Here is an 18,665-nt window from a genome sequence, read left to right as displayed (position 1 = left end):
GAACAAGATACAAGGGAGGGTGTTTCATTGACGGATACAATCGTGAATCGTTTAAATCACATCATTGCTAACATTAAACCACTGCATGTCGAGGTGCAGAACGAAACCGCTGTTTATTTGGATACGCTGACGAAGCCTCCGGGCAGCCTGGGTAAGCTGGAGGCGCTAGCGATCCAATTAGCGGGCATCACAGGGAATATGAAGCCGTCGTTCACCAAAAAATCCGTCGTTGTCATGGCTGGTGATCATGGAGTCTGTGAAGAAGGAGTTAGCGCCTTTCCGGCTGAGGTAACGCCCCAGATGGTCATGAACTTCTTGAATGGAGGGGCGGCTGTGAATGTGCTGGCCCGTCAGGCGGGGGCTGACGTTCATTGTGTGGACATCGGTGTTGCCATCGAGCTGAAGCATGAGATGCTGATGTCGCGAAACGTTGGCAGAGGAACCGCCAATATGGCCAAAGGGCCAGCGATGACAAAAGAAGCGGCACTGCAGTCCATTGTAACCGGTGCAGAGGTAGCTGCCGAGTTGGTATCGCAAGGAACGCAAATGTTCGTGACCGGGGAGATGGGCATTGGGAACACGACACCGAGTGCGGCGATTTTCTCCGTTCTGTCCGGCAATCAGCCATCTGAAGTCGTGGGAAGGGGAACGGGCGTAACCGATGAACGGCTGCTACATAAGATTCGAGTTGTGGAACAGGCTATACAAGTGAATAGACCTTATGCCGATGATCCCATTGACGTACTCGCCAAAGTCGGAGGATATGAAATCGGTGGGTTGGCTGGATTGATTTTGGGTGCGGCTGCCCACGGTTGTCCCGTTATCATTGACGGCTTCATATCCAGTGCGGCTGCCCTGGTTGCCAAATGCATCTGCCCGGACGCTCTCTCCTATATGATTGCCTCTCATGTTTCGCATGAACAAGCTCATGTTCTTCTGTTGAAAGAGCTGGGGCTGCATCCGATGCTGCAAATGGACATGCGTCTTGGCGAGGGTACAGGCGGAGTACTGTGCCTGCATCTGGTCGAGGCGGCGTGCCGGATCATGCATGAGATGGCGACGTTTGAGAGCGCCGGAATCAGCGGAGGGGCCGTATGAGTCATCGTGGAAGCGTGTTGGTCACGGGTGGGGCCAGAAGCGGAAAGAGCTCATTCGCGGAGAAGCTGTGCATGAAGCGCTCGGAGTCCGGAACGTATGTGGCGACTGCGCAAGCCTATGACGATGAGATGAGGGAACGGATCCGAATTCATCAAGACCGTCGGCATGATTCAGCCTACGGTTGGGAGACGGTCGAGGAGCCTGTCGCCCTGCCGGAACTGCTGGATACGCTGGGCCAATCGCAACCCAATGCACCTGCGGTGGTAGTGGACTGCCTGACGCTGTGGCTTACGAATGTGCTGCTGCAAGCTGAGCCTGAAGGAAGTGCTGCAATGGAAGAACGGCTGGGACTTCAAATCGGCAGGCTCGCAAGAGCGGTACAGGGTTATCCGGGAATGGTCATTCTGGTAACAAATGAAGTGGGTTCTGGGATCGTTCCGGAATATCCGTTAGGCCGAATATATCGGGACTGGGCCGGGATCATGAATCAGAGACTGGCTCAGATATGTGATGAAGTATTTTTGGTGACTGCGGGAATACCGATGGAAATCAAGAGCAAGGAGTATCTTATATGAGCAAGATGATCGAAGCGGCTGCGGCCGCTTTTCAATTTCTATCGAGGCTGCCGGTGCGGAGGGAAATTCCTTTTACGCCGGAAGTGCAACAACGGAGCGTCGTTTTTTATCCATTGGTGGGGGCGGTTATTGGTATAATCGTTGCCGGATTGGGACTGGGCGTAAGCTTTGTGCTGCCTTCCTTTCCTGCTGCCGTCATCCTGCTGGTTGTATGGGTTGCGCTGACGGGAGGGCTGCACCTCGATGGCTGGATGGATAGTGCTGATGCGCTGCTTAGCCATCGGTCGCGTGAGAAGATGCTGGAAATCATGAAGGATAGCCGTGTAGGTGCCATGGGGGTCACGGCGTGTATGCTGCTGCTCCTTCTGAAAGCTTCCTTGATCATGTCTATATGGGATCTGTCAGCTGGGGTATGGAAACAAGAGGCATGGCTGCTGGTACTTGCTCCGGTTTGGAGCCGCTGGTTTATGGTCCATGCGATGTATCGTTGGCCGATGGCACGGGGAAGTGAGGGCCTTGCCGCTCTATTTCATGGATTGACTGCCGGCAGGAGATCGCTGGCAGGCGTAATGGCTGCCCTGTTAACGCTAGTTATTGTAGGTTTGCTATGGATCACGGCAGGCGAGACTAATCTTGGGATGATTGGAGTCGGAGGAATCCTTGTCATCCCATTCATAGCCTGGGCGGCTGGCAGTTTAACGGCAGAACGGATGAGCCGAAGACTTGGAGGACTGACGGGGGATACTTACGGAGCGCTCAATGAACTGATTGAAACGGTTGTGTTAATATTTGTGGTTCTCCTTTTGAAGTTTACATGATATGATAGTAGAGCAATATCGGTGGTAATCCGATCAGCATAGTCGACATAATCCGCATCGATGAGAACACAACGATTGTTCGGCAGGAATTTTCTCAATCGGGTAATGATATGTTTAGAGTGGGCAGTAATGGATATGAATACATACTAGCGCACTTATGACATGAGGATGGAGCACCTATATCCTTATCTAAAGAATGGGAGGAATCATTAGGATGGAAACGCTTTGGGTTATCATCAATATCCTTGTTCTGATTCTGCTGGTCGGTATTTTATATTGGATGCAGAAAAAGCATATCTCGTTTACTAAACGCGTGTTTGCTGGACTTGGACTGGGTGTGTTGTTCGGAGTGGCACTGCAGCTCATCTATACTTCGACCTCCGATGTGGTGGTGAAATCCACCGATTGGTTTAATCTGATAGGCTACGGCTACGTTAGGCTGCTGCAAATGATGGTCATTCCGCTGATCATGGTGTCGATCATATCGGCCATCATGAAGCTGAAGGGCGGCAAGAATCTGGGCAAAATGAGCGGGCTTATCATTACGGTGCTGCTTCTGACGACAGCCGTAGCCGCTGCCGTCGGGATTACGACCGCGCTGGCGTTCGATTTGTCCGCCGTCAATATCCAAGGCGGTGCTGCGGAGGAGCAGCAGGGTGCACTGCTGCAAGAACGGCTCGGCGATGTTGAGGGCCGTACGCTGCCGCAGCAGATCCTGGATTTCATTCCGAGCAATCCGTTTGCCGACATGACGGGGGCACGAAGAACTTCGACGATTGCGGTCGTCATTTTCTCGGCATTCATCGGGATCGCCGTTCTCGGGTTGGACCGAAAAAACAAAGAGCAGGCGGAAACGTTCCGCAACATGATCTCTGCGGTTTATGGCGTGGTGATGCGTATCGTGACGCTGGTGCTTCGTCTGACCCCTTACGGGATTCTGGCACTCATGGCCAAAACGATCGCCACGACCGATCTTGCGGTGATCATGAATCTGATCGATTTCGTCCTGGCTTCGTACGTGGCTTTGATCGTCATGTTTATTATCCATCTGGTGCTGCTGGCGATATTCGGGTTTAACCCACTCAAATATGTGAAAAAGGTGTTCCCGACATTGACCTTTGCCTTCACCTCGCGTTCCAGCGCGGCCACGATCCCGCTTAACGTGCAGACCCAGAACAAAAAGCTGGGCGTTTCGGAAGGCATCGCGAACCTCTCGGCATCATTTGGTGCCACGATTGGTCAGAACGGCTGCGCGGGCATTTATCCTGCCATGCTGGCTGTCATGATTGCCCCGACAGCTGGCGTGGACCCGACCTCATGGTCGTTCATCCTTACCCTGATCGTGGTCGTTATGATCAGTTCCTTCGGCGTGGCGGGTGTCGGAGGCGGAGCTACCTTCGCATCGCTCATCGTGCTCTCCACGATGAACCTCCCGGTTGCCTTGGCGGGTCTGTTAATTTCCGTTGAGCCGCTGATCGATATGGGACGGACGGCACTGAACGTGAATGACTCCATGACAGCCGGTGTGATTACAGGGAAAGTCATGAATGAAGTGGACAAAGACGTGTACAACGACGACAATATTGAACTGGATATGGTTCAAGCATAACATATCTGTGGGAGCCATCTTGAAGGCATTGTTTCTGCCGGAGGATGGCTCTTCTGGTACATAGAGAAAGCCCGAATACCGTAAGTGAAGCGGTAATCCGGGCTTTTTTCTCATGCTGAAAATTGCTTATCCGATGATGGTCAGTTCTTTCGGGAAGGAGGTGAGCACCTCGACGCCATCCTCGGTTACGATCACATCGTCCTCGATTCGTACGCCGCCTACGCCTTGCAGATAAATGCCGGGCTCGATCGTGAATACCGCCCCAGGCTGCAAAATATCCTGGTTCAAACCGTGGATGGATGGATATTCGTGGACATCCATGCCAAGCCCGTGACCCAAGCGATGTACAAAAGCATGTCCGTATCCTGCGTCATCAATCACTTGGCGAGCCGCTTGGTCAATCGAGCCATAGGTTGTGCCGGGTTTTACGGCCTGAATACCGGCCAGATTCGCTGCGAGAACCGTATCATAGATGTTGACGGCTTCAGGCTTCAGCTCCCCTACGGCAAAGGTACGGGTAATATCCGACGCATAACCACCCGCATACACGCCCAAATCGAACATGAGCAGATCTCCTGCTTCAATCCGGCGCGTGCCGGGAACACCGTGAGGCAAGGCGGTATTGGGGCCGGATAATACCATTGTGGCGAAAGACGGAGCATCCGCACCTAGTTTTTTCATTAAGTACTCCAGCTCTGCGACAACCTCAATCTCGGTGACGCCGATTTTTACATGGGCCAGGCCTTGCGTCAGCACATCTTCAACCAGTTTTACTGCATGCTTGATGATCTTCACTTCATCGGCCGATTTTCGAATTCGGAGCTCCCGGAGCACAGCGCCAACATCCTCGATCCGGTTCGCGTTCACATGCTGCTGCAGCTGTTCATAACGGGATACGGTGAGCTGATCCTTCTCAACGGCCAGCGTACCGACTGCGCCTAGAAACTGCTGCTTCAGCAAGAGATACGGATTATCGGTATCCTGATGCGTGACAATATGCTTAACCGTTGAAGCGGCCGCGGCTGCGTCTGCATCCAATGCGGGCACAATCAGCACCGGATCATTCGCTGAGGAGAGGAGCAGGCCCAGAAAACGCTCATGGGGATCACTCGCAAATCCGGTCAAATAGTAAACATGCTTGGGATCTGTCACAAGGACATGATCCCAGCCTTGTGTATTCATGGATTGTTGCAAACTTTGCAATCGTTCGTTCATCCTGTTCATTCCTTTCTTATCCGAAGACGGTTGTCATATCATTAATGCTAGGGTATCGCGTTCAATCGCGTAAGTAAAGTTTTCCTTATTATGGGCCTGGTCTTCCTATGAAAAAAAAGAAGCGTTTTTCCGCTGCCTCTTGTACAATAGATCTCGTACAAAAAGATTACGCATCTATTCGGAGGTAGGACATCGTGACGCAACAATACCGTATCGATTATGCCGTCAAAGAGGATTTGCCGGCTATTGTGGACATTTACAATTCGACCATCTCAGGCAGAAAAGTAACCGCCGATCTGGAGCCGGTCACGGTGGAAAGCCGTATACGCTGGTTTGAAGAGCACAGCAACGATTTTCGTCCGCTGTGGGTCATGCGGTCCGATGACGGGATGGTTGCATGGATGAGCTTTCAATCCTTTTATGGTCGTCCGGCTTATAACGGTACAGCGGAGATCAGCATCTACGTAAACGAGGAATATCGCGGCATTGGTGCCGGCAGCATATTGATTCAGAAGGCAATCGAGGAGTGCCCGCGCCTTCGCGTTAGTAATCTGGTCGGATTTGTATTCGGCCATAATGAACCAAGCCTCAAGCTGTTGAAGAAGTTCGGCTTTGATCAATGGGGGCTTCTCCCCGGGGTTGCGGAGCTTGACGGCATCAAGCGGGATTTGGTCATTGTCGGTCGTGCAGTTTGAGTGTCGATACGTTAATGGATGATTTATAGTTTGCCATAAAGGGCTTACAGACTAACATATCAAAAAGCTGTCCCTTTTGGTAAATGAGAGGACAGCTTTTTTCATGTTGTTATGATATTTAGAGGGGGACAGCTCCCAGCCAACAGTCAGCAAGCCGTTTTATGCCTGCTTCAATCTCGTCTTCCTTCAGTCCGCCGAAACCAAGAATGAATGCTCTACGATCCGATTCGTTGGGCTCATTGGCAGGAAGCATTCGCGTATAGGCAGCGGAGATTACGCGGATCCCCCTTGCTTCGGCTAACGTTTCCAATTCCTCTTCGGATAATGCATGGTTAAGACGAAGCATGAGGTGAAACCCGGAGCCTGTACCCGATATTTGAGCATGATCACCAAAGTGACGTTGAATAGAACCGATCAGGCGATCATGCTTCCTGCGGAGGATCATCCTCATTTTTCGCAAATGTCGTTCAACATAGCCGTCCCGCAAAAAGCGCTCCAGTGTCATCTGATTCAGCTTAGAGGCCGTGCAGTCGAGAAAGAGCTGGAACTTTAATCGGTGATAATCCGGCAGCAGAACTTTCGGCAATATCATATATTGGACTCCAAGGGCCGGGGACAGTACCTGCGAGAATCCGCCTAGATATATTACACGGCTGTCGGGCACTAGCCCTTGGAGGCTCGGAATCGGTCTTCCATAGTATCGGAACTCACCGTCAGCATCATCTTCAATAATAAACCCCCCAGTTTCTTGTGCCCATTGCAGCAGCGCCAACCTGCGGGAGATGGGCATAATGACACCGGTGGGGAACTGGTGGGAGGGCGAGACGGTTACGAATGATGCCCCGCTGCTCTGCAATGCAAGCAGACTGATCCCATCCTCCAGCACGGGAATTGGAATGACATCATACCCCTTCTGCCGAAAAACCTCCGGCTGCTGCGGATAACAAGGGTTCTCAACAGCAATGGACTTTCCGTAAGGAAGAAGCAGTCTGCTGATCAAATCAAGCAGAGGGAAAGGATCAGAGCCGATAATCACCTGTTCAGGCGTACAGGCTACCCCGCGAAAATGTTTGGCATAGTTGGCAATCTGGCAGCGCAGCCCTTCTTCGCCCTGCGGATCCCCGTAGAACAGCATGTCGGCCGTGCTGTTTTCCTGCAAGCAGCGGTTATAGGCTTTTCTCCACTCGGTCATCGGGAAATAGTTGTATTCATTTTTGGACATATGAAAGTCATATTTAAAGTAATGGTGTCGTTTGAGTATAGGTCCCTTGGGAGAAGCTGGTTCCAAGGGAAGCGCAAAAGGAACATCGGCTAGCCATTGCACAAAATATCCGCTCCGTGGCTTGCTCGCAATGAAGCCTTCAGCAAGCAGCTGCTGATAAGCCGTTTCAATGGGGGTGGTGCTAATGCCAAGCAGCTCGGCAAGCCTTCGAACCGATGGGAGACGGCTTGGATGAAGCCAATGCCCGGCGGATATCTGTTGTTTCATGTATCGATACAATTGTACATACAGGGGATGACTGGAATCATCCAGTAATAATGTGATTTCTGTTTGATTTACCGGAACCTGTTTCATATCATCTGTCCTTTATAAATATTCGAATCTGCATATTTGGATATGGTCAATTTCTTGATATAGTATAAGGGATTTTTAGTTCCAGAGGAAACAGGAGGTTACAATCAATATGAACTCATCGATAACAAATACGAAGCCGGTACGGTTTCTTGAAGGCGAGCGGATCTACTTGCGTCCCTTTGGAGAAGAGGATACCGCAGAGTATTTTCAAATGCTGTTTAATCCGGAAATGCGGCGGCTGACCGGGACGAAGCAGGCTTTTACGCTGGAGGTGGTACGTCGGTATATCGAGGAGAAATCCGGTAATCACGACACCATCCTGCTGCTGATCGCTTTATCGGATAGCGATCAGATGATTGGCGATATCGCGCTGCAGGATATCGATTACGTTAACCGGAATGCGAATATTCGCATCGCCATTGATAAGGGTGAGCATCTCGGCAAGGGGTACGGACCGGAAGCCATCAAGCTCTTGCTCGAATACGCCTACGGAATCCTTCATCTTCACCGGATCGAGCTGCAGGTGTTTGATTATAACGAGCGTGCCATCAAGGCTTATGAGAAGGTGGGCTTCAAGCGCGAAGGGGTTCAGCGAGACGCACTGTACTACCAGCATCGTTACCATGACTCCATAGTGATGAGCATGCTGGAGGAGGAATACAGGGCGCTGTATTACCAAGGGCAATAGCATCCTGGCTGCCTGAGAATGAAGTTGCGTGCAAACCATATGTGAATTTCTGCATTCCAAACCCTGACCGGCATCCAGTAAACTCGGGGTAACGTCAGATGTAAAGGATGTGCGTGATTTGAATGCCGAGATTCATATATATCAAGCGGAGCTGAAGGATGTGGGTAAGGCAGCCGCTCTGTTTAATCAGTATCGTCAATTCTATAAGCGTGAAGATGATTTAAACGGAGCCGAGGAATATATCAAGGAGAGGCTGACTCGAGGCGATTCTGTTATCTATTTAGCGGATTACAATAGTGGGGGAACCCTGGCCACGGCTGGCTTTCTACAGTTATATCCATCCTTCTCATCGCTATCGATGTCAAGGTTGTGGATCTTGAATGATCTATATGTGGACTCCGAGTATCGCGGGCTTGGTATCGGAAGGAAATTGCTCCATCAAGCCCAAGCGCACGCCCTTCAGACCGGAGCTAAGGGGTTGACCCTGTCCACGCAGCTTCATAACGTGGCTGCTCAGCAATTGTATGCATCCGCAGGGTATGTGCAGGATGAAGAATTTGCTTATTTTTATTTGGATTTATCATAATGAAGGGTCATCAATAACAAACAAAGACGATACTCCAGAAGGAGTCATCGTCTTTGTTTGTTATTGATATATCGAGCGTATTTTGCGGAAAACCTCAACCCGGGCAATTTTAAGTTCCCACATCTGGTCCAGCAGCTTCCGCTGCATATCTTTATCATCTGTTGCTTTCAGTTCATTGTACAGGGCAAACATGCGGTCATTGATTTGGTTCACGCATTGCCACAGCTCTTGTTCCGTGCATTCCTCCAACTTCACTTGTTTCTCGCCCTGTGGTTCCTGCATGTGATGAAGTATACGAGTAATGTCTGCTTGCCACTCCCGATCTTCTAAGCGCATAGCCAAACTGAGAAGATCCAGATAATCATCGAGGGACAGAGATGTCGGTTCTTTATCGCATGGATCCAAGTTGAAAGCCCCCTTAGCAAACTCCTAATCATCTTTATACCAAGTATTATACTTGGAATTATAAGTTTTACAAGAGGAAAAATAATGAGTATATGGTTACTCAACTTTCGCACCTAGAATTTTGACTCAAACCCTTGAGGGCGCAAGAAGAATTCAATATATTTACTCGCCGGTGAGGGGCATTTTTTGAGAACATATCTCAAGATCATGCATGGTCAATTTGTTGAGAAATTGGTAAGATGAGGATATCATACATAGGTTGTTTTGATTTTAATCGCAAAAAACATAACAACAAGGTTATTCTTTAAAACGTTCGTGGAGGTTGACAGTGAGTAAAGCAATGATGGAAAACGAGGGGAACGGACTGCGCCGCAATTCGAGATTGTACAGCAGGGAGTCAGGATCGTCTCTGACTTACCGGGTTCGCAGTAAGATTTCTGCTAGCGAACTGGCCATCGTATACGCGGTCAGATGCGAAGAGATGGATATGAAGTTTGTGATCAAGGAGTTTTTTCCTAAATCGTTAGTGCGTAGAGGGAAAGATGGCAGCTCTGTACGCCGGTTATCGGGAGTGCCGGATGATAAGTATGAAGCTTTAAGGAATGCATTTATTAATGAAGGAAAGTTTTTGAAGGACTGTGAGCATCCCGGTATTGTCCGCTTTGTGGGTCAATTTGAACAAAATGAGACCGTCTATATTGTTATGGAGTTTATAGAAGGGGTTACATTGGCAGAAATGATTGAGGGACGTCCAGATAGAGTTGAGCCCGGCTTCCTGTACAAGACGATGCTTCCCTTGATCGAGACGCTGGAATATCTGCATAAGCAAGGAATCATTCATCGTGATTTAAAGCCGGGCAATATTATCATTGATCATCAGAGGCGCGCGAAGCTGCTCGATTTCGGTTCAGCCATACGTTTTGACGCCAGCGGCGGCCACCCGATTCTGACAACAGCCGGGTATTCGCCACTCGAGCTCTATTCCGAGCAATCTCGTCAAGGGCCGGTAAGCGATATATACAGCTTGGCTGCATTGTTGTATTATTGCTGCCGCGGCACGGCACCTATAGATGTTCGCAAGCGATTGTTCGATGATCAGTTGGAGCCGGTAGGCACGGGTTTGAAGCGCCGTTGGCCATTTCTGTCCCGAGCCATCCGGCGCGGCTTGATCGTTGCGCCGGACAAGCGCTGTTCTTCTCTTAAATGGTTCAAGGCTGCGATCACGATGGAATATATGACTAGCCCGTCTGCTGCCCGGAGGAGTCGTTCCGGATAAAAATATTTGTAGTCGGTTTAATGGCCTTATAACGCAGCTCGATTTCGGTTATACCGTCCTCGAATGTAATGTACAGTTTGTCATTATATTCGAGGGTTTCTTTTTTATTCATCGGCAGCGGCGTACGGTTACGAACGAGTGAACAACGTGATGTGTTCTTTACGATCAGCTTGCCGTCTTTGCCTGGGGTGAAGACAATGTGTTGCGCTTCAGGAAGCGGCTCATGTACATCAAGGCTCACGAACAGCTCCAGCAGACTTACCTTACGTCCCCCAAAAGAGGTGAGCGGCCATGATTTGACCGGCACTTCACTGCCGCTGGCCGTTGCCAGAAAATATCCTTCCAGCTTGCCGGCAAAGCCCGGCTTCGGACGCAGCCACATGAACAAGCCGACGGCAATGGCAAGAAGAACAATCCCTCCAGCGATAGACCATTTAAGCACGGTGTATTTCGATTTGATGTTAACGGTTAATATCGCCGAAGCCGAGCCGCCTTCCGAATCGGCAGCAGTTACCGTAATTTGGGACTGCCCCGTTTGAAGCGGAGACAAAAACAGTTCCCCGTTCTTAAGCTCAGGGGTCAGCATTTTGTTTGGGGTGTTGCCGCTGTGCATGGTGTAAGTTAAATCATCCCCATTCTCATCATGGAATAAATCGTTCATGTTCAGAACGACTTGACCCTCTTCTTTGATGACCTCAAGTTGTTCACTGCCATGGACGGAGGGCGCTATATTCACAATATTCTGATCTTGGACGATACTGTGCCGATAGAAGTTCGGACCGTCCATCTTCACCTGCCATTTGTATTTACCTGAGGTGGAAAAGATGTATTCGGCATAAAAGCGTGTGCCCTCGTTCTTCATATCTACCAGAACTTCCTTCTTCGTCTCCAGATTCGTCACGACAAGCTGGCCTTGCAAAGACTGATACACTTCCTGCTCCATTAATTGCTCATTTGTAGTCGGATGGATGAGATAAGCCTCGATACCCGTAGGCTGCCCCTTGATGGCGGCGTTGCTCGTGATTGCCGCTTTGGCTTCCAGCTCATAGCTTCCGAGCAGATTTATTTTTACAAGATCCCCCGATGTGCCCCTAAATTTAAGCTTGGCCGTGCCTTTCTTGGGCTGAGATACCTTGATCAGCGTGTAGCTCCCTGATTTGAACATACGTATATTCTCCGAGCTGTAGAAAAGTTGCGTCTCCTTGAGTGGATGCTCAGAAAGCAAAATAATGTTGGCTTCTCCCATACTTGAATTGGGAATGTCGACTTGTACCTCTTGCAGCTGCCCCGTCGCCGTAACGCCAGCTACCGGAAGCAGTACGGATCTCATTTGCGCCGCGAAGATCCGGTTGAAAATTTCTGGCAAATCGTCAGCACTGCTGGTCATATAAGAGGCGCCGCCGGTTTCATTCGCGATGCGCTCCAATTCCTCAGGATTGACGGTGCCATCGTGGTTCAGTCCGATCGTGTAGATCGGGTATCCATCCTTCTGCGCTTTTGATATAGCTTTGTCTACGTCCTTAGCCGAATCGGCAGCCGTTCGTTGAGACCGGGAAGCTGGCCCGAAATCTGTTTCTCCGTCAGAAAGAAGAATGACGAACGGCTTACGTCCGCTGCCCTCTCCTTCAGACGACTTGGATGAGATCAAGTTCCCGCCTGTGTTTAGTCCTAATCCCAAATCGGTATATCCGCTTCTGCGGAGTCCGGCTATTTTTTGTTTGAGCTCTGTCTTGTTTGCCGCTACGGAAATGGAGGTCAGCGGTTTGGAATCCACAATTTGATGATTGTAGGCTACAAAGCCGATTCTCGTACGACTCGCTTCGCTCATGTCCATGAACATATGAATCACTTCGTTCGCCATTTTGTTGGGATCAGCATGATTCATAGAATAGCTTGTATCCAGAACAAAAACCGCATCAAAAGCGTCGGTGTGATTTTTTTCTAAGGAATTTGCAGAAACAGGGAATGGATTGTGAAAATTTGTCGCAAAAAACCCGAAAACAAAAATCAGGATAAAAGTCCTAGTAAACAAAAAAATGCCTGGAGTCAGTTTTTCCCTTTTTTTCCTCATTTACTGATACCCGCCTTATGTACTATATAGTATTGGAATGGAGCGGAAATAGTCGCTCAAATATGTATATTTAAACTAATATCGGAATCGGGCCTTGTTTATTGTATATTATTCCAGAAAATAGGTCTTTGATTGGATATATTTACCTCGTATAAATGAATGAAAGGTTCTTAAGTCCCTATATTCATCATCAATTGAAGATATTGACAATTGATATGAGCGATGTTTAATATTACCCTCGAGACCCGGGTACAGTGAAACTCGTCCCGGTCATACGACCCAGGTATCCCGTACAATAGTCGGATACTGTCGAAAAAATAAGTAGTGCAAGCGTCCGGCATGGGAAAGAATCCGGGGTCTTCATCAGGCCGGCTGCGCTTTTTAGAAACGGGAGGAGGAATAACGACAATGGATATTATCAATCAGACCAATCGAACGATGCTGTTCGAAGAGATCAATCCCGAGAAGCTGGACCTGATCACCATTGTGGGCGATGTTAAAGGCATTGATAGTCTGAGCGACGACAAAATCAAGGAGATCAATAGCCAGCTTTTAGTGCGAAGCTTCGATGAATTTTTGGACAAGTTCTCGCCAACGGTGTACTCATTTTTCAATGCGGCTAACCAAAAAGTCGTCTACATGCTGAAGAAGCCCGAAGGAATCGCCGAGGAGGCGATTTCCGAAATCCGGATTGATCAACACAATGATTTCTTAAAAATGCTGTTCACACTGATCGACACGAAACGCAGCCAAGGAATGACGAACGTCGATTTCAAGTTTGAGCATTTGCTCGACATGATTTCGCCGAAGAAGGTCATGGATGACATTCGCCAGGTTCGTAAGGAAATCCATTACATGTACGGACAATACGAGAAGCTGGATGACGAGGATCCGAAAAAGCTGGATATGGGCGACAAACTGAACGCAATGTTCGAAGAGGCGAGTGCCAATTACAACAACGTGATGGCTATGCTTCCACTGGCGATCGAGGATATTAAGACGCGTCTGCTGCTCGGCAGCTCCAACGAAGAAAGCGATTCCGAAGCGGTGCAAATCGGTATGCTGACGATCGGGGAGAGCGGGGAGTTAAAAATCATCGAGGCTCCGAAGGGGGACAGCACGGAACTCGTGCTGCTGGACGAGAGCAGCTCCAATGGTTTGGCGGTTGTCTTCGAAGACGATTACAACTCCATCACGGAAACTCCATCCGGTTATGTTAAGGATTTGGTTGTACGAACCTTTAGTCCGCTGCCAGCGGTAAGCACGGAAGTGAATCTTGAGACAGAGGTACAGAACTACAACACGTATTTGGAATTCTACAAAACGGCCAAGGATGATTTCGTCAAAACCGTGAAGCCGCTGGTGGAGAAAATTCTCGGCGTCAAAATGTTTTTTGATCAATATGCCGTCAAGAACAAAGGGATGGCACCTTCGCTGCTCGTGACGAATACGAAGCTGGATATGATCGTGAAAAGCGCCAATATCCCTCGTTTGGAGACTTATTTGAACACGGTCAACTCCAAGAATGATTTCTCGGATACGATCTGGTTCGGCATCGTCCCTTCCGTAGAGCTGGAGAGTGCGGGCAAGGTGAAGGTAACCCGCGAGCGCTTCAAGGGCAACGAGAAAATTGCCAAGCAGGATGGCAACACCATGGAATCCTTGTCGATGCTCATGCAGGTTGTCAAAGACTTCAAGGTGCAAATCTTCTTCAGCTTCGAATCGGGAGAAGAGACGACGTTCAACAATATGGCTACTGCAGGAATCGATAAATACATCGATAAATGCACGCCGCTCCTCCGTAAAGAGTACAGTGAATATGCAATTCCATGTATTCCGAACTTTACGGTCATTCCGAAGGAAAAGTCGGGCGTAATCATCGATAGCCGCATGGTTCAGACCGAGAACGGAGCCCAGCTCTCCAAGGAAAAGGAAGACATTCTCAAGCTATGGATCGAGGGTGTTTATGTTGGGGCCTCGTATGTGGCTGCGGGTATCGTCTCAGCCTATCAATGTCCGGAGTACTTGAAGGAATCCTTTAAGAACACGAGCAAAGAGTTCCCTGGCGTTCGTTTTGACATCGAAGCTGGCGAGAACAGCTTGCGGGCGGTCACGACGATGGCGAAGGAAATTACCGGATTTACGAATACGATCAAGGATTCGATTAACCGGAAGAACTTCGGCTTTATTTTCTCCTCGGAGAACGCTCAGCTGCAAGGCAAGGATATCCGCCGGATTACGGTGTACAAGGCGAGAAGCCTGGCTGCGTCGGAGGATGGATTCGACTCCATTTACAAAACACTGGTCAGCACATACATAGAGCGGATTCTTCGCTTTCAGACGGCCGACTTCAAGCATGAGAACATCATTAAATTTTTCAGTAACAATCCGAGCAGCCAGAAGAGCATGTGGCTGGCCAAGCGCGGTTTCATAAATTCAATTATTCATGATGGCGATGACATGAATTATGTGATCGACGAGAAGAACAACCTGTGTCACATTGATCTGATCTATAACGGCAATGTGAAGAATTTGGAAGTCATGATTACCAAAGGCACAAGTCCAGTCAAAGCCTAAGAGGGGAAATTCAAAAAACAACTTTTGATCACGAAGCAGGAACTGAGGGAATACTCGGCATCGAATCTTGAAATTAGCCGGGCCTTCCGGTGCTCACGTAGGTTTGCCTACGCTCCGCTCCTCAGTCCCTAGCTTTATTCAACCTTCTCGGTGCTGAAAAGTTGCCTAGAGGAAATTCAAAGGGGAGTTTGATCACGAAGCGGGAACTGAGGGAATACTCGGCGTCGAATCTTGAATTCACCCGGGCCTTCCGGTACTCATGTAGGTTTCGCCTACACACCGCTCCTCAGTTCCGTCTTCATCCAATCTTCTCGGTGCTGAAGCACCAACTTAATCTGTATGTGGGAGACGATCCTTCAACGGTTCGTCTCGTTACATAAATTTTGGGCAAGTACATCTGCCCGAACAAATATTTTACTTATGCTAAGGAGGATTTACGTATGGGATTTAGATTGAAGGTAGAAGGAGCCGAAACGATCGAGCTCGGATTGGACAACATTCAGAAAGTGGTTTATGACACGGATACACCGGATGATTCAAATGCTAGATCAACTGATGTTGGTTCCACTTTGAAAATCAGCGGTAAAATCATCACTGCTACGGACGGCGACAAAGCGGATGACACGCTGAAGCTGGCGCTGTGGTCTTTGGTTCCTGCAGAAAAGGCGGATTGCTACCGTAAGCTGACGCTTGAAGTGATTGCAGCGGATCAAGTGGTTCGGGAAATTACATTCCCTAACGCTTTTGTGGTGGATTACAAAGAAACATTCGGCGACACCGAAGGTGTAGGTACTTTCGAGCTGTATGTGAAGCAGAAGAAAGACAAAACCGAGTTGGCTAAGCTTAACGGCGGTTACGACGCAAGCAATTAATTCATTGCACTCATAGTACCAGGGTAGCAAGTAATCTCAAGGGGCCTGGCCCCTTGAGATTTACTATACCTTGTAAGCGAAAGCGGGGAAACGCGTTGAATGGTACCGATTACTACACAGAGCTCGGAGTTTCTAGGCAGTCCACGACAGCCGAGGTTCGGCAAGCCTATCGCAGGCTGGCCAAGCGTTATCATCCGGACGTCAATCCCGGGAATGCAGAAGCGGAAGCCAAGTTCAAGCTGATTGTCGAGGCTTACGAGACCTTAAGTGATGAGCAGCTTCGTGCAGCTTACGACGAGAGGCAGGCTAGTGCTAATCCATCCTCAGGGCAGCAAAATGGCAGGTCGCAGGCAGGACAGGGCGGACGGAAATCGTCTGGCACATCGTCGGCGAAGGTGGAGTCGGAAGGCTTGGATCCGGCTAAGATACACAAGCAATTTGAGCAGTTTTTTGGCATGGCGTCGCCCAAGGGGCGGTCAGATTCGCAAGATAAGGAAACAAATGATAAAAATCCGCTGGATACTTCAGCGATGTTCAATCAATTTTTTGGCTATAAAAAATAACTGATATTGCCTACATACATTGACGGGGGGGAGCCACTTGAAGCCGGAGAACCACAAATGGATTACACGAATTGATCTGTTGATATACGGAATATTAGCCGGTATGGTGCTGTATGCCCTGCTCCGTCCATTGCATTATACATTGCAAATGTCCATCGTCGCGGTATCGGCCGTGATTGCCAGCGTGTTGATTTGGACCAGTGGTCGTTCCAATGATAAGCCACAGGTCGCGAGGGAAGCGGTCGCGAAGATCGTGCTGCTCGATGATGACGGAGAGCGCGTAAAGGAATGGTACGTCAAGGGAGAAACCTCAGTCCTGATCGGAAAAAACACGCAGCGCGGCGAGGTTGACATAGATTTGTCGGACTGCGAGTATGCGTCGCTTGTCAGCTCCGAGCATGCTGTCCTGAATCGCGTTGGCGATCAGTGGTTCATTGAAGATGCGGATTCCCACAGCGGGACAGGCATTCGTAAAGCAGGACGCAGCGAGGCGAATCGGCTTGTTGTCGAAGAGCCTGTAGAGATTGGTACAGGGGATATGATCTTTATTGCTAATACGCGGTTGTTAGTGAAATAACGGAGAACACACTTACCTACAAATGGGGGATTGAATCGAAGATGAGCTTGACGAGATGCCTGAATGGACACATGTTCAGTACGAGAAAGCATGGCAACACTTGTCCATATTGCAATACGACGCTAGAGCAGCCTTCGCGGAACGAATCACGCAGACCCCAGGTCGCGGAGGATATGGAAGAGAAGACGATGCCATATCTGGGGGAGACGACGGGAATTCAGCCGGTAACCGGCTGGTTGGTATGTGTCGAGGGCCCGCAGATGGGACAGGATTACCGTATTATGGCTGAGAAAAATTTCATCGGCCGCGCGGAGGAAATGCAGATTCGGCTTATCGGGGATAACGCGGTGTCCAGACGCAATCATGCCGTGATTGTCTACGATCCGAAGAAGCGGAATTTTTATTTGCTGCCGGGCGATGCCTCAGGGCTTGCTTATCACAACAACGAAGCAGTATACACGCCGGCTGAGCTTAACGCCTATGATTTAATCCAGCTCGGGCGCAGTAAATTTGTATTTGTGCCTTTATGCGGACCACATTTTGAGTGGGATAACAGTTAAGAACGGATGGTAACGATGGAGGATTGGAGTTTTTTCGAATCGTACGGAATCGTTGCGGCTGCACTGATCGCCGTCGCCGTATTGCTTGTTATGCGGCAAAAGCTGCGTACGAGCCCCGCTGTAGAAACTACGCCCGAGAATAGCGAACTTCTGTATATTCCAGACATTATGGAAACGAACAACATTGGGAATGCCCAGACGATCGGCAAGCGGGAAGAGCAGGATGATTACTTCTCAAGCTCGACAACGAAAATCGGTACGATGGCTGTGATAGCCGACGGCATTAGCGGGTTGTCGCATGGACGAATGGCCAGTACGCTGGCCGTTACGGTGTTCTCGAGAGAGTATCTGAAGGTGGATGATCCGGCGGATATTCCCGAGTATTTTCACAAAGCGGCGCTGATCAGCAACCGGGCAATTCTGGAGCAGCTTGGCGGGGCAACCGGAGGAACGACGCTCGTCGTGAGCATTGTGTCCGGAGGATTACTGCATTGGGGTGCGGTTGGGGACAGCATGATTATTCTGTTTAGGGATGGCGAATTTATTCCGATCAATTCCAAGCATACCCTGGAGACGGTGCTGGAGGAAAAGTATCTATCCGGCGAAATCAGCAAGGAGGAAGCCAAGGAGAATCCGAATCGCAACCAGTTGGTTAACTATTTGGGATATGGCGGTTTTAAAAGCATGGAGGTTGGCGACCCGGTATCCTTGCAAACAAATGACACAATCATTCTGTGCAGTGACGGGGTTTATGATGCGCTGACCGAGGTAGAGATGGAGCAGATATTGATGCAGGGCTTGCCGCCGCAGGATGCCGCGGAAGAGATGATCAGCTTGATCGAGCGCAAGAGCTACAAGCATCAGGACAATGCTACGGTCATTATTTTGAAAATGGATTAACACA

Annotated in this window: 18 protein-coding genes; 14 read left to right on the top strand and 4 right to left on the bottom strand. The window is 49.4% G+C overall.

Annotation, left to right across the window (positions count from 1 at the left end; genetic code table 11):
- Window positions 1-27: 27 nt before the first annotated feature.
- The 4 genes from cobT to ABEW73_RS25490 all read left to right on the top strand — a co-directional run bounded on the left by cobT (window position 28) and on the right by ABEW73_RS25490 (window position 4,100).
- Complete coding sequence (gene cobT, locus ABEW73_RS25505; RefSeq protein WP_430170206.1) at window positions 28-1,098, top strand: nicotinate-nucleotide--dimethylbenzimidazole phosphoribosyltransferase; 1,071 nt, start codon at window positions 28-30, stop codon at window positions 1,096-1,098.
- Window positions 1,095-1,673, top strand: a complete 579-nt coding sequence (gene cobU, locus ABEW73_RS25500) for a bifunctional adenosylcobinamide kinase/adenosylcobinamide-phosphate guanylyltransferase (RefSeq protein ID WP_215163383.1) — start codon at window positions 1,095-1,097, stop codon at window positions 1,671-1,673. Before cobT ends, cobU begins: the two co-directional genes overlap by 4 nt.
- Window positions 1,670-2,491: an adenosylcobinamide-GDP ribazoletransferase gene (gene cobS, locus ABEW73_RS25495; protein WP_430170204.1), complete on the top strand. Its 822-nt coding sequence runs from the start codon at window positions 1,670-1,672 to the stop codon at window positions 2,489-2,491. The genes cobU and cobS overlap by 4 nt, the downstream gene beginning before the upstream one ends.
- 214 nt (window positions 2,492-2,705) lie before the next feature.
- A complete protein-coding gene (locus ABEW73_RS25490) occupies window positions 2,706-4,100 on the top strand; it encodes an L-cystine transporter (protein ID WP_430170202.1) in 1,395 nt (464 codons plus the stop codon).
- 126 nt (window positions 4,101-4,226) lie between these two features.
- Here ABEW73_RS25490 and ABEW73_RS25485 read toward each other — a convergent pair whose 3' ends face one another.
- Window positions 4,227-5,315, bottom strand: coding sequence for a M24 family metallopeptidase (locus ABEW73_RS25485; protein WP_430170200.1), 1,089 nt, complete (start codon window positions 5,313-5,315; stop codon window positions 4,227-4,229).
- Between the two features lie 194 nt (window positions 5,316-5,509).
- On the opposite strand from ABEW73_RS25485, the gene ABEW73_RS25480 reads away from it, so the two are divergent.
- A complete protein-coding gene (locus ABEW73_RS25480; RefSeq protein WP_430170199.1) occupies window positions 5,510-6,010 on the top strand; it encodes an N-acetyltransferase family protein in 501 nt (166 codons plus the stop codon).
- 118 nt (window positions 6,011-6,128) lie between these two features.
- Here ABEW73_RS25480 and ABEW73_RS25475 read toward each other — a convergent pair whose 3' ends face one another.
- Window positions 6,129-7,586, bottom strand: coding sequence for a PLP-dependent aminotransferase family protein (locus ABEW73_RS25475; protein ID WP_430170197.1), 1,458 nt, complete (start codon window positions 7,584-7,586; stop codon window positions 6,129-6,131).
- Between the two features lie 109 nt (window positions 7,587-7,695).
- Here ABEW73_RS25475 and ABEW73_RS25470 point away from each other — a divergent pair, with 109 nt between their 5' ends.
- On the top strand, window positions 7,696-8,274 hold the full coding sequence (locus tag ABEW73_RS25470; RefSeq protein WP_430170195.1) for a GNAT family N-acetyltransferase: 579 nt from the start codon (window positions 7,696-7,698) through the stop codon (window positions 8,272-8,274).
- Window positions 8,275-8,392: 118 nt separating this feature from the next.
- Window positions 8,393-8,860: a GNAT family N-acetyltransferase gene (locus ABEW73_RS25465; RefSeq protein WP_430170193.1), complete on the top strand. Its 468-nt coding sequence runs from the start codon at window positions 8,393-8,395 to the stop codon at window positions 8,858-8,860.
- A 60-nt stretch (window positions 8,861-8,920) separates the two neighbouring features.
- On the opposite strand, the gene ABEW73_RS25460 is transcribed toward ABEW73_RS25465, so the two are convergent.
- Window positions 8,921-9,265 (bottom strand): hypothetical protein, encoded by a 345-nt coding sequence (locus ABEW73_RS25460; protein ID WP_430170191.1) that lies wholly within the window; start codon window positions 9,263-9,265, stop codon window positions 8,921-8,923.
- Between the two features lie 328 nt (window positions 9,266-9,593).
- On the opposite strand from ABEW73_RS25460, the gene ABEW73_RS25455 reads away from it, so the two are divergent.
- A complete protein-coding gene (locus tag ABEW73_RS25455; protein ID WP_430170190.1) occupies window positions 9,594-10,541 on the top strand; it encodes a serine/threonine protein kinase in 948 nt (315 codons plus the stop codon).
- On the opposite strand, the gene ABEW73_RS25450 is transcribed toward ABEW73_RS25455, so the two are convergent.
- The gene (locus ABEW73_RS25450) at window positions 10,504-12,612 is read right to left on the bottom strand and encodes a vWA domain-containing protein (protein WP_430170188.1); all 2,109 of its coding nucleotides are present in this window, start codon (window positions 12,610-12,612) and stop codon (window positions 10,504-10,506) included. The genes ABEW73_RS25455 and ABEW73_RS25450 overlap by 38 nt on opposite strands.
- A gap of 408 nt (window positions 12,613-13,020) precedes the next feature.
- Here ABEW73_RS25450 and ABEW73_RS25445 point away from each other — a divergent pair, with 408 nt between their 5' ends.
- The 6 genes from ABEW73_RS25445 (at window position 13,021) to ABEW73_RS25420 (ending at window position 18,661) form a co-directional block, all read left to right on the top strand.
- Window positions 13,021-15,189: a transcriptional regulator gene (locus tag ABEW73_RS25445; RefSeq protein WP_430170187.1), complete on the top strand. Its 2,169-nt coding sequence runs from the start codon at window positions 13,021-13,023 to the stop codon at window positions 15,187-15,189.
- A gap of 440 nt (window positions 15,190-15,629) precedes the next feature.
- Entirely contained in the window at window positions 15,630-16,061 is a 432-nt protein-coding gene (locus tag ABEW73_RS25440; RefSeq protein ID WP_339267612.1) for a membrane-associated protease 1, read from the top strand.
- Between the two features lie 53 nt (window positions 16,062-16,114).
- Entirely contained in the window at window positions 16,115-16,624 is a 510-nt protein-coding gene (locus tag ABEW73_RS25435) for a J domain-containing protein (RefSeq protein WP_430170185.1), read from the top strand.
- Between the two features lie 37 nt (window positions 16,625-16,661).
- Window positions 16,662-17,201: an FHA domain-containing protein gene (locus ABEW73_RS25430; protein WP_430170183.1), complete on the top strand. Its 540-nt coding sequence runs from the start codon at window positions 16,662-16,664 to the stop codon at window positions 17,199-17,201.
- 41 nt (window positions 17,202-17,242) lie between these two features.
- A complete protein-coding gene (locus ABEW73_RS25425; protein ID WP_076324588.1) occupies window positions 17,243-17,761 on the top strand; it encodes an FHA domain-containing protein in 519 nt (172 codons plus the stop codon).
- A 15-nt stretch (window positions 17,762-17,776) separates the two neighbouring features.
- On the top strand, window positions 17,777-18,661 hold the full coding sequence (locus ABEW73_RS25420) for a PP2C family protein-serine/threonine phosphatase (RefSeq protein WP_430170181.1): 885 nt from the start codon (window positions 17,777-17,779) through the stop codon (window positions 18,659-18,661).
- Window positions 18,662-18,665 lie beyond the last annotated feature (4 nt).

The sequence above is a fragment of the Paenibacillus lautus genome (assembly GCF_050482385.1).
GTDB lineage: Bacteria > Bacillota > Bacilli > Paenibacillales > Paenibacillaceae > Paenibacillus_AQ > Paenibacillus_AQ lautus_B.
The sequence above is the reverse complement of the archived record's forward strand: the minus strand, read 5'-3'. Positions and strand labels throughout refer to the sequence as shown.

Excerpts from the sequence above, each read along its gene's own strand:
- cobU (WP_215163383.1), top strand. The coding sequence starts at position 1,095 with ATGAGTCATCGTGGAAGCGTGTTGGTCACGGGTGGGGCCAGAAGCGGA.
- cobS (WP_430170204.1), top strand. The coding sequence starts at position 1,670 with ATGAGCAAGATGATCGAAGCGGCTGCGGCCGCTTTTCAATTTCTATCG.
- ABEW73_RS25490 (WP_430170202.1), top strand. The coding sequence starts at position 2,706 with ATGGAAACGCTTTGGGTTATCATCAATATCCTTGTTCTGATTCTGCTG.
- ABEW73_RS25485 (WP_430170200.1), bottom strand. The coding sequence starts at position 5,315 with ATGAACGAACGATTGCAAAGTTTGCAACAATCCATGAATACACAAGGC.
- ABEW73_RS25475 (WP_430170197.1), bottom strand. The coding sequence starts at position 7,586 with ATGAAACAGGTTCCGGTAAATCAAACAGAAATCACATTATTACTGGAT.
- ABEW73_RS25470 (WP_430170195.1), top strand. The coding sequence starts at position 7,696 with ATGAACTCATCGATAACAAATACGAAGCCGGTACGGTTTCTTGAAGGC.
- ABEW73_RS25450 (WP_430170188.1), bottom strand. The coding sequence starts at position 12,612 with ATGAGGAAAAAAAGGGAAAAACTGACTCCAGGCATTTTTTTGTTTACT.
- ABEW73_RS25445 (WP_430170187.1), top strand. The coding sequence starts at position 13,021 with ATGGATATTATCAATCAGACCAATCGAACGATGCTGTTCGAAGAGATC.
- ABEW73_RS25440 (WP_339267612.1), top strand. The coding sequence starts at position 15,630 with ATGGGATTTAGATTGAAGGTAGAAGGAGCCGAAACGATCGAGCTCGGA.
- ABEW73_RS25425 (WP_076324588.1), top strand. The coding sequence starts at position 17,243 with ATGAGCTTGACGAGATGCCTGAATGGACACATGTTCAGTACGAGAAAG.
- ABEW73_RS25420 (WP_430170181.1), top strand. The coding sequence starts at position 17,777 with ATGGAGGATTGGAGTTTTTTCGAATCGTACGGAATCGTTGCGGCTGCA.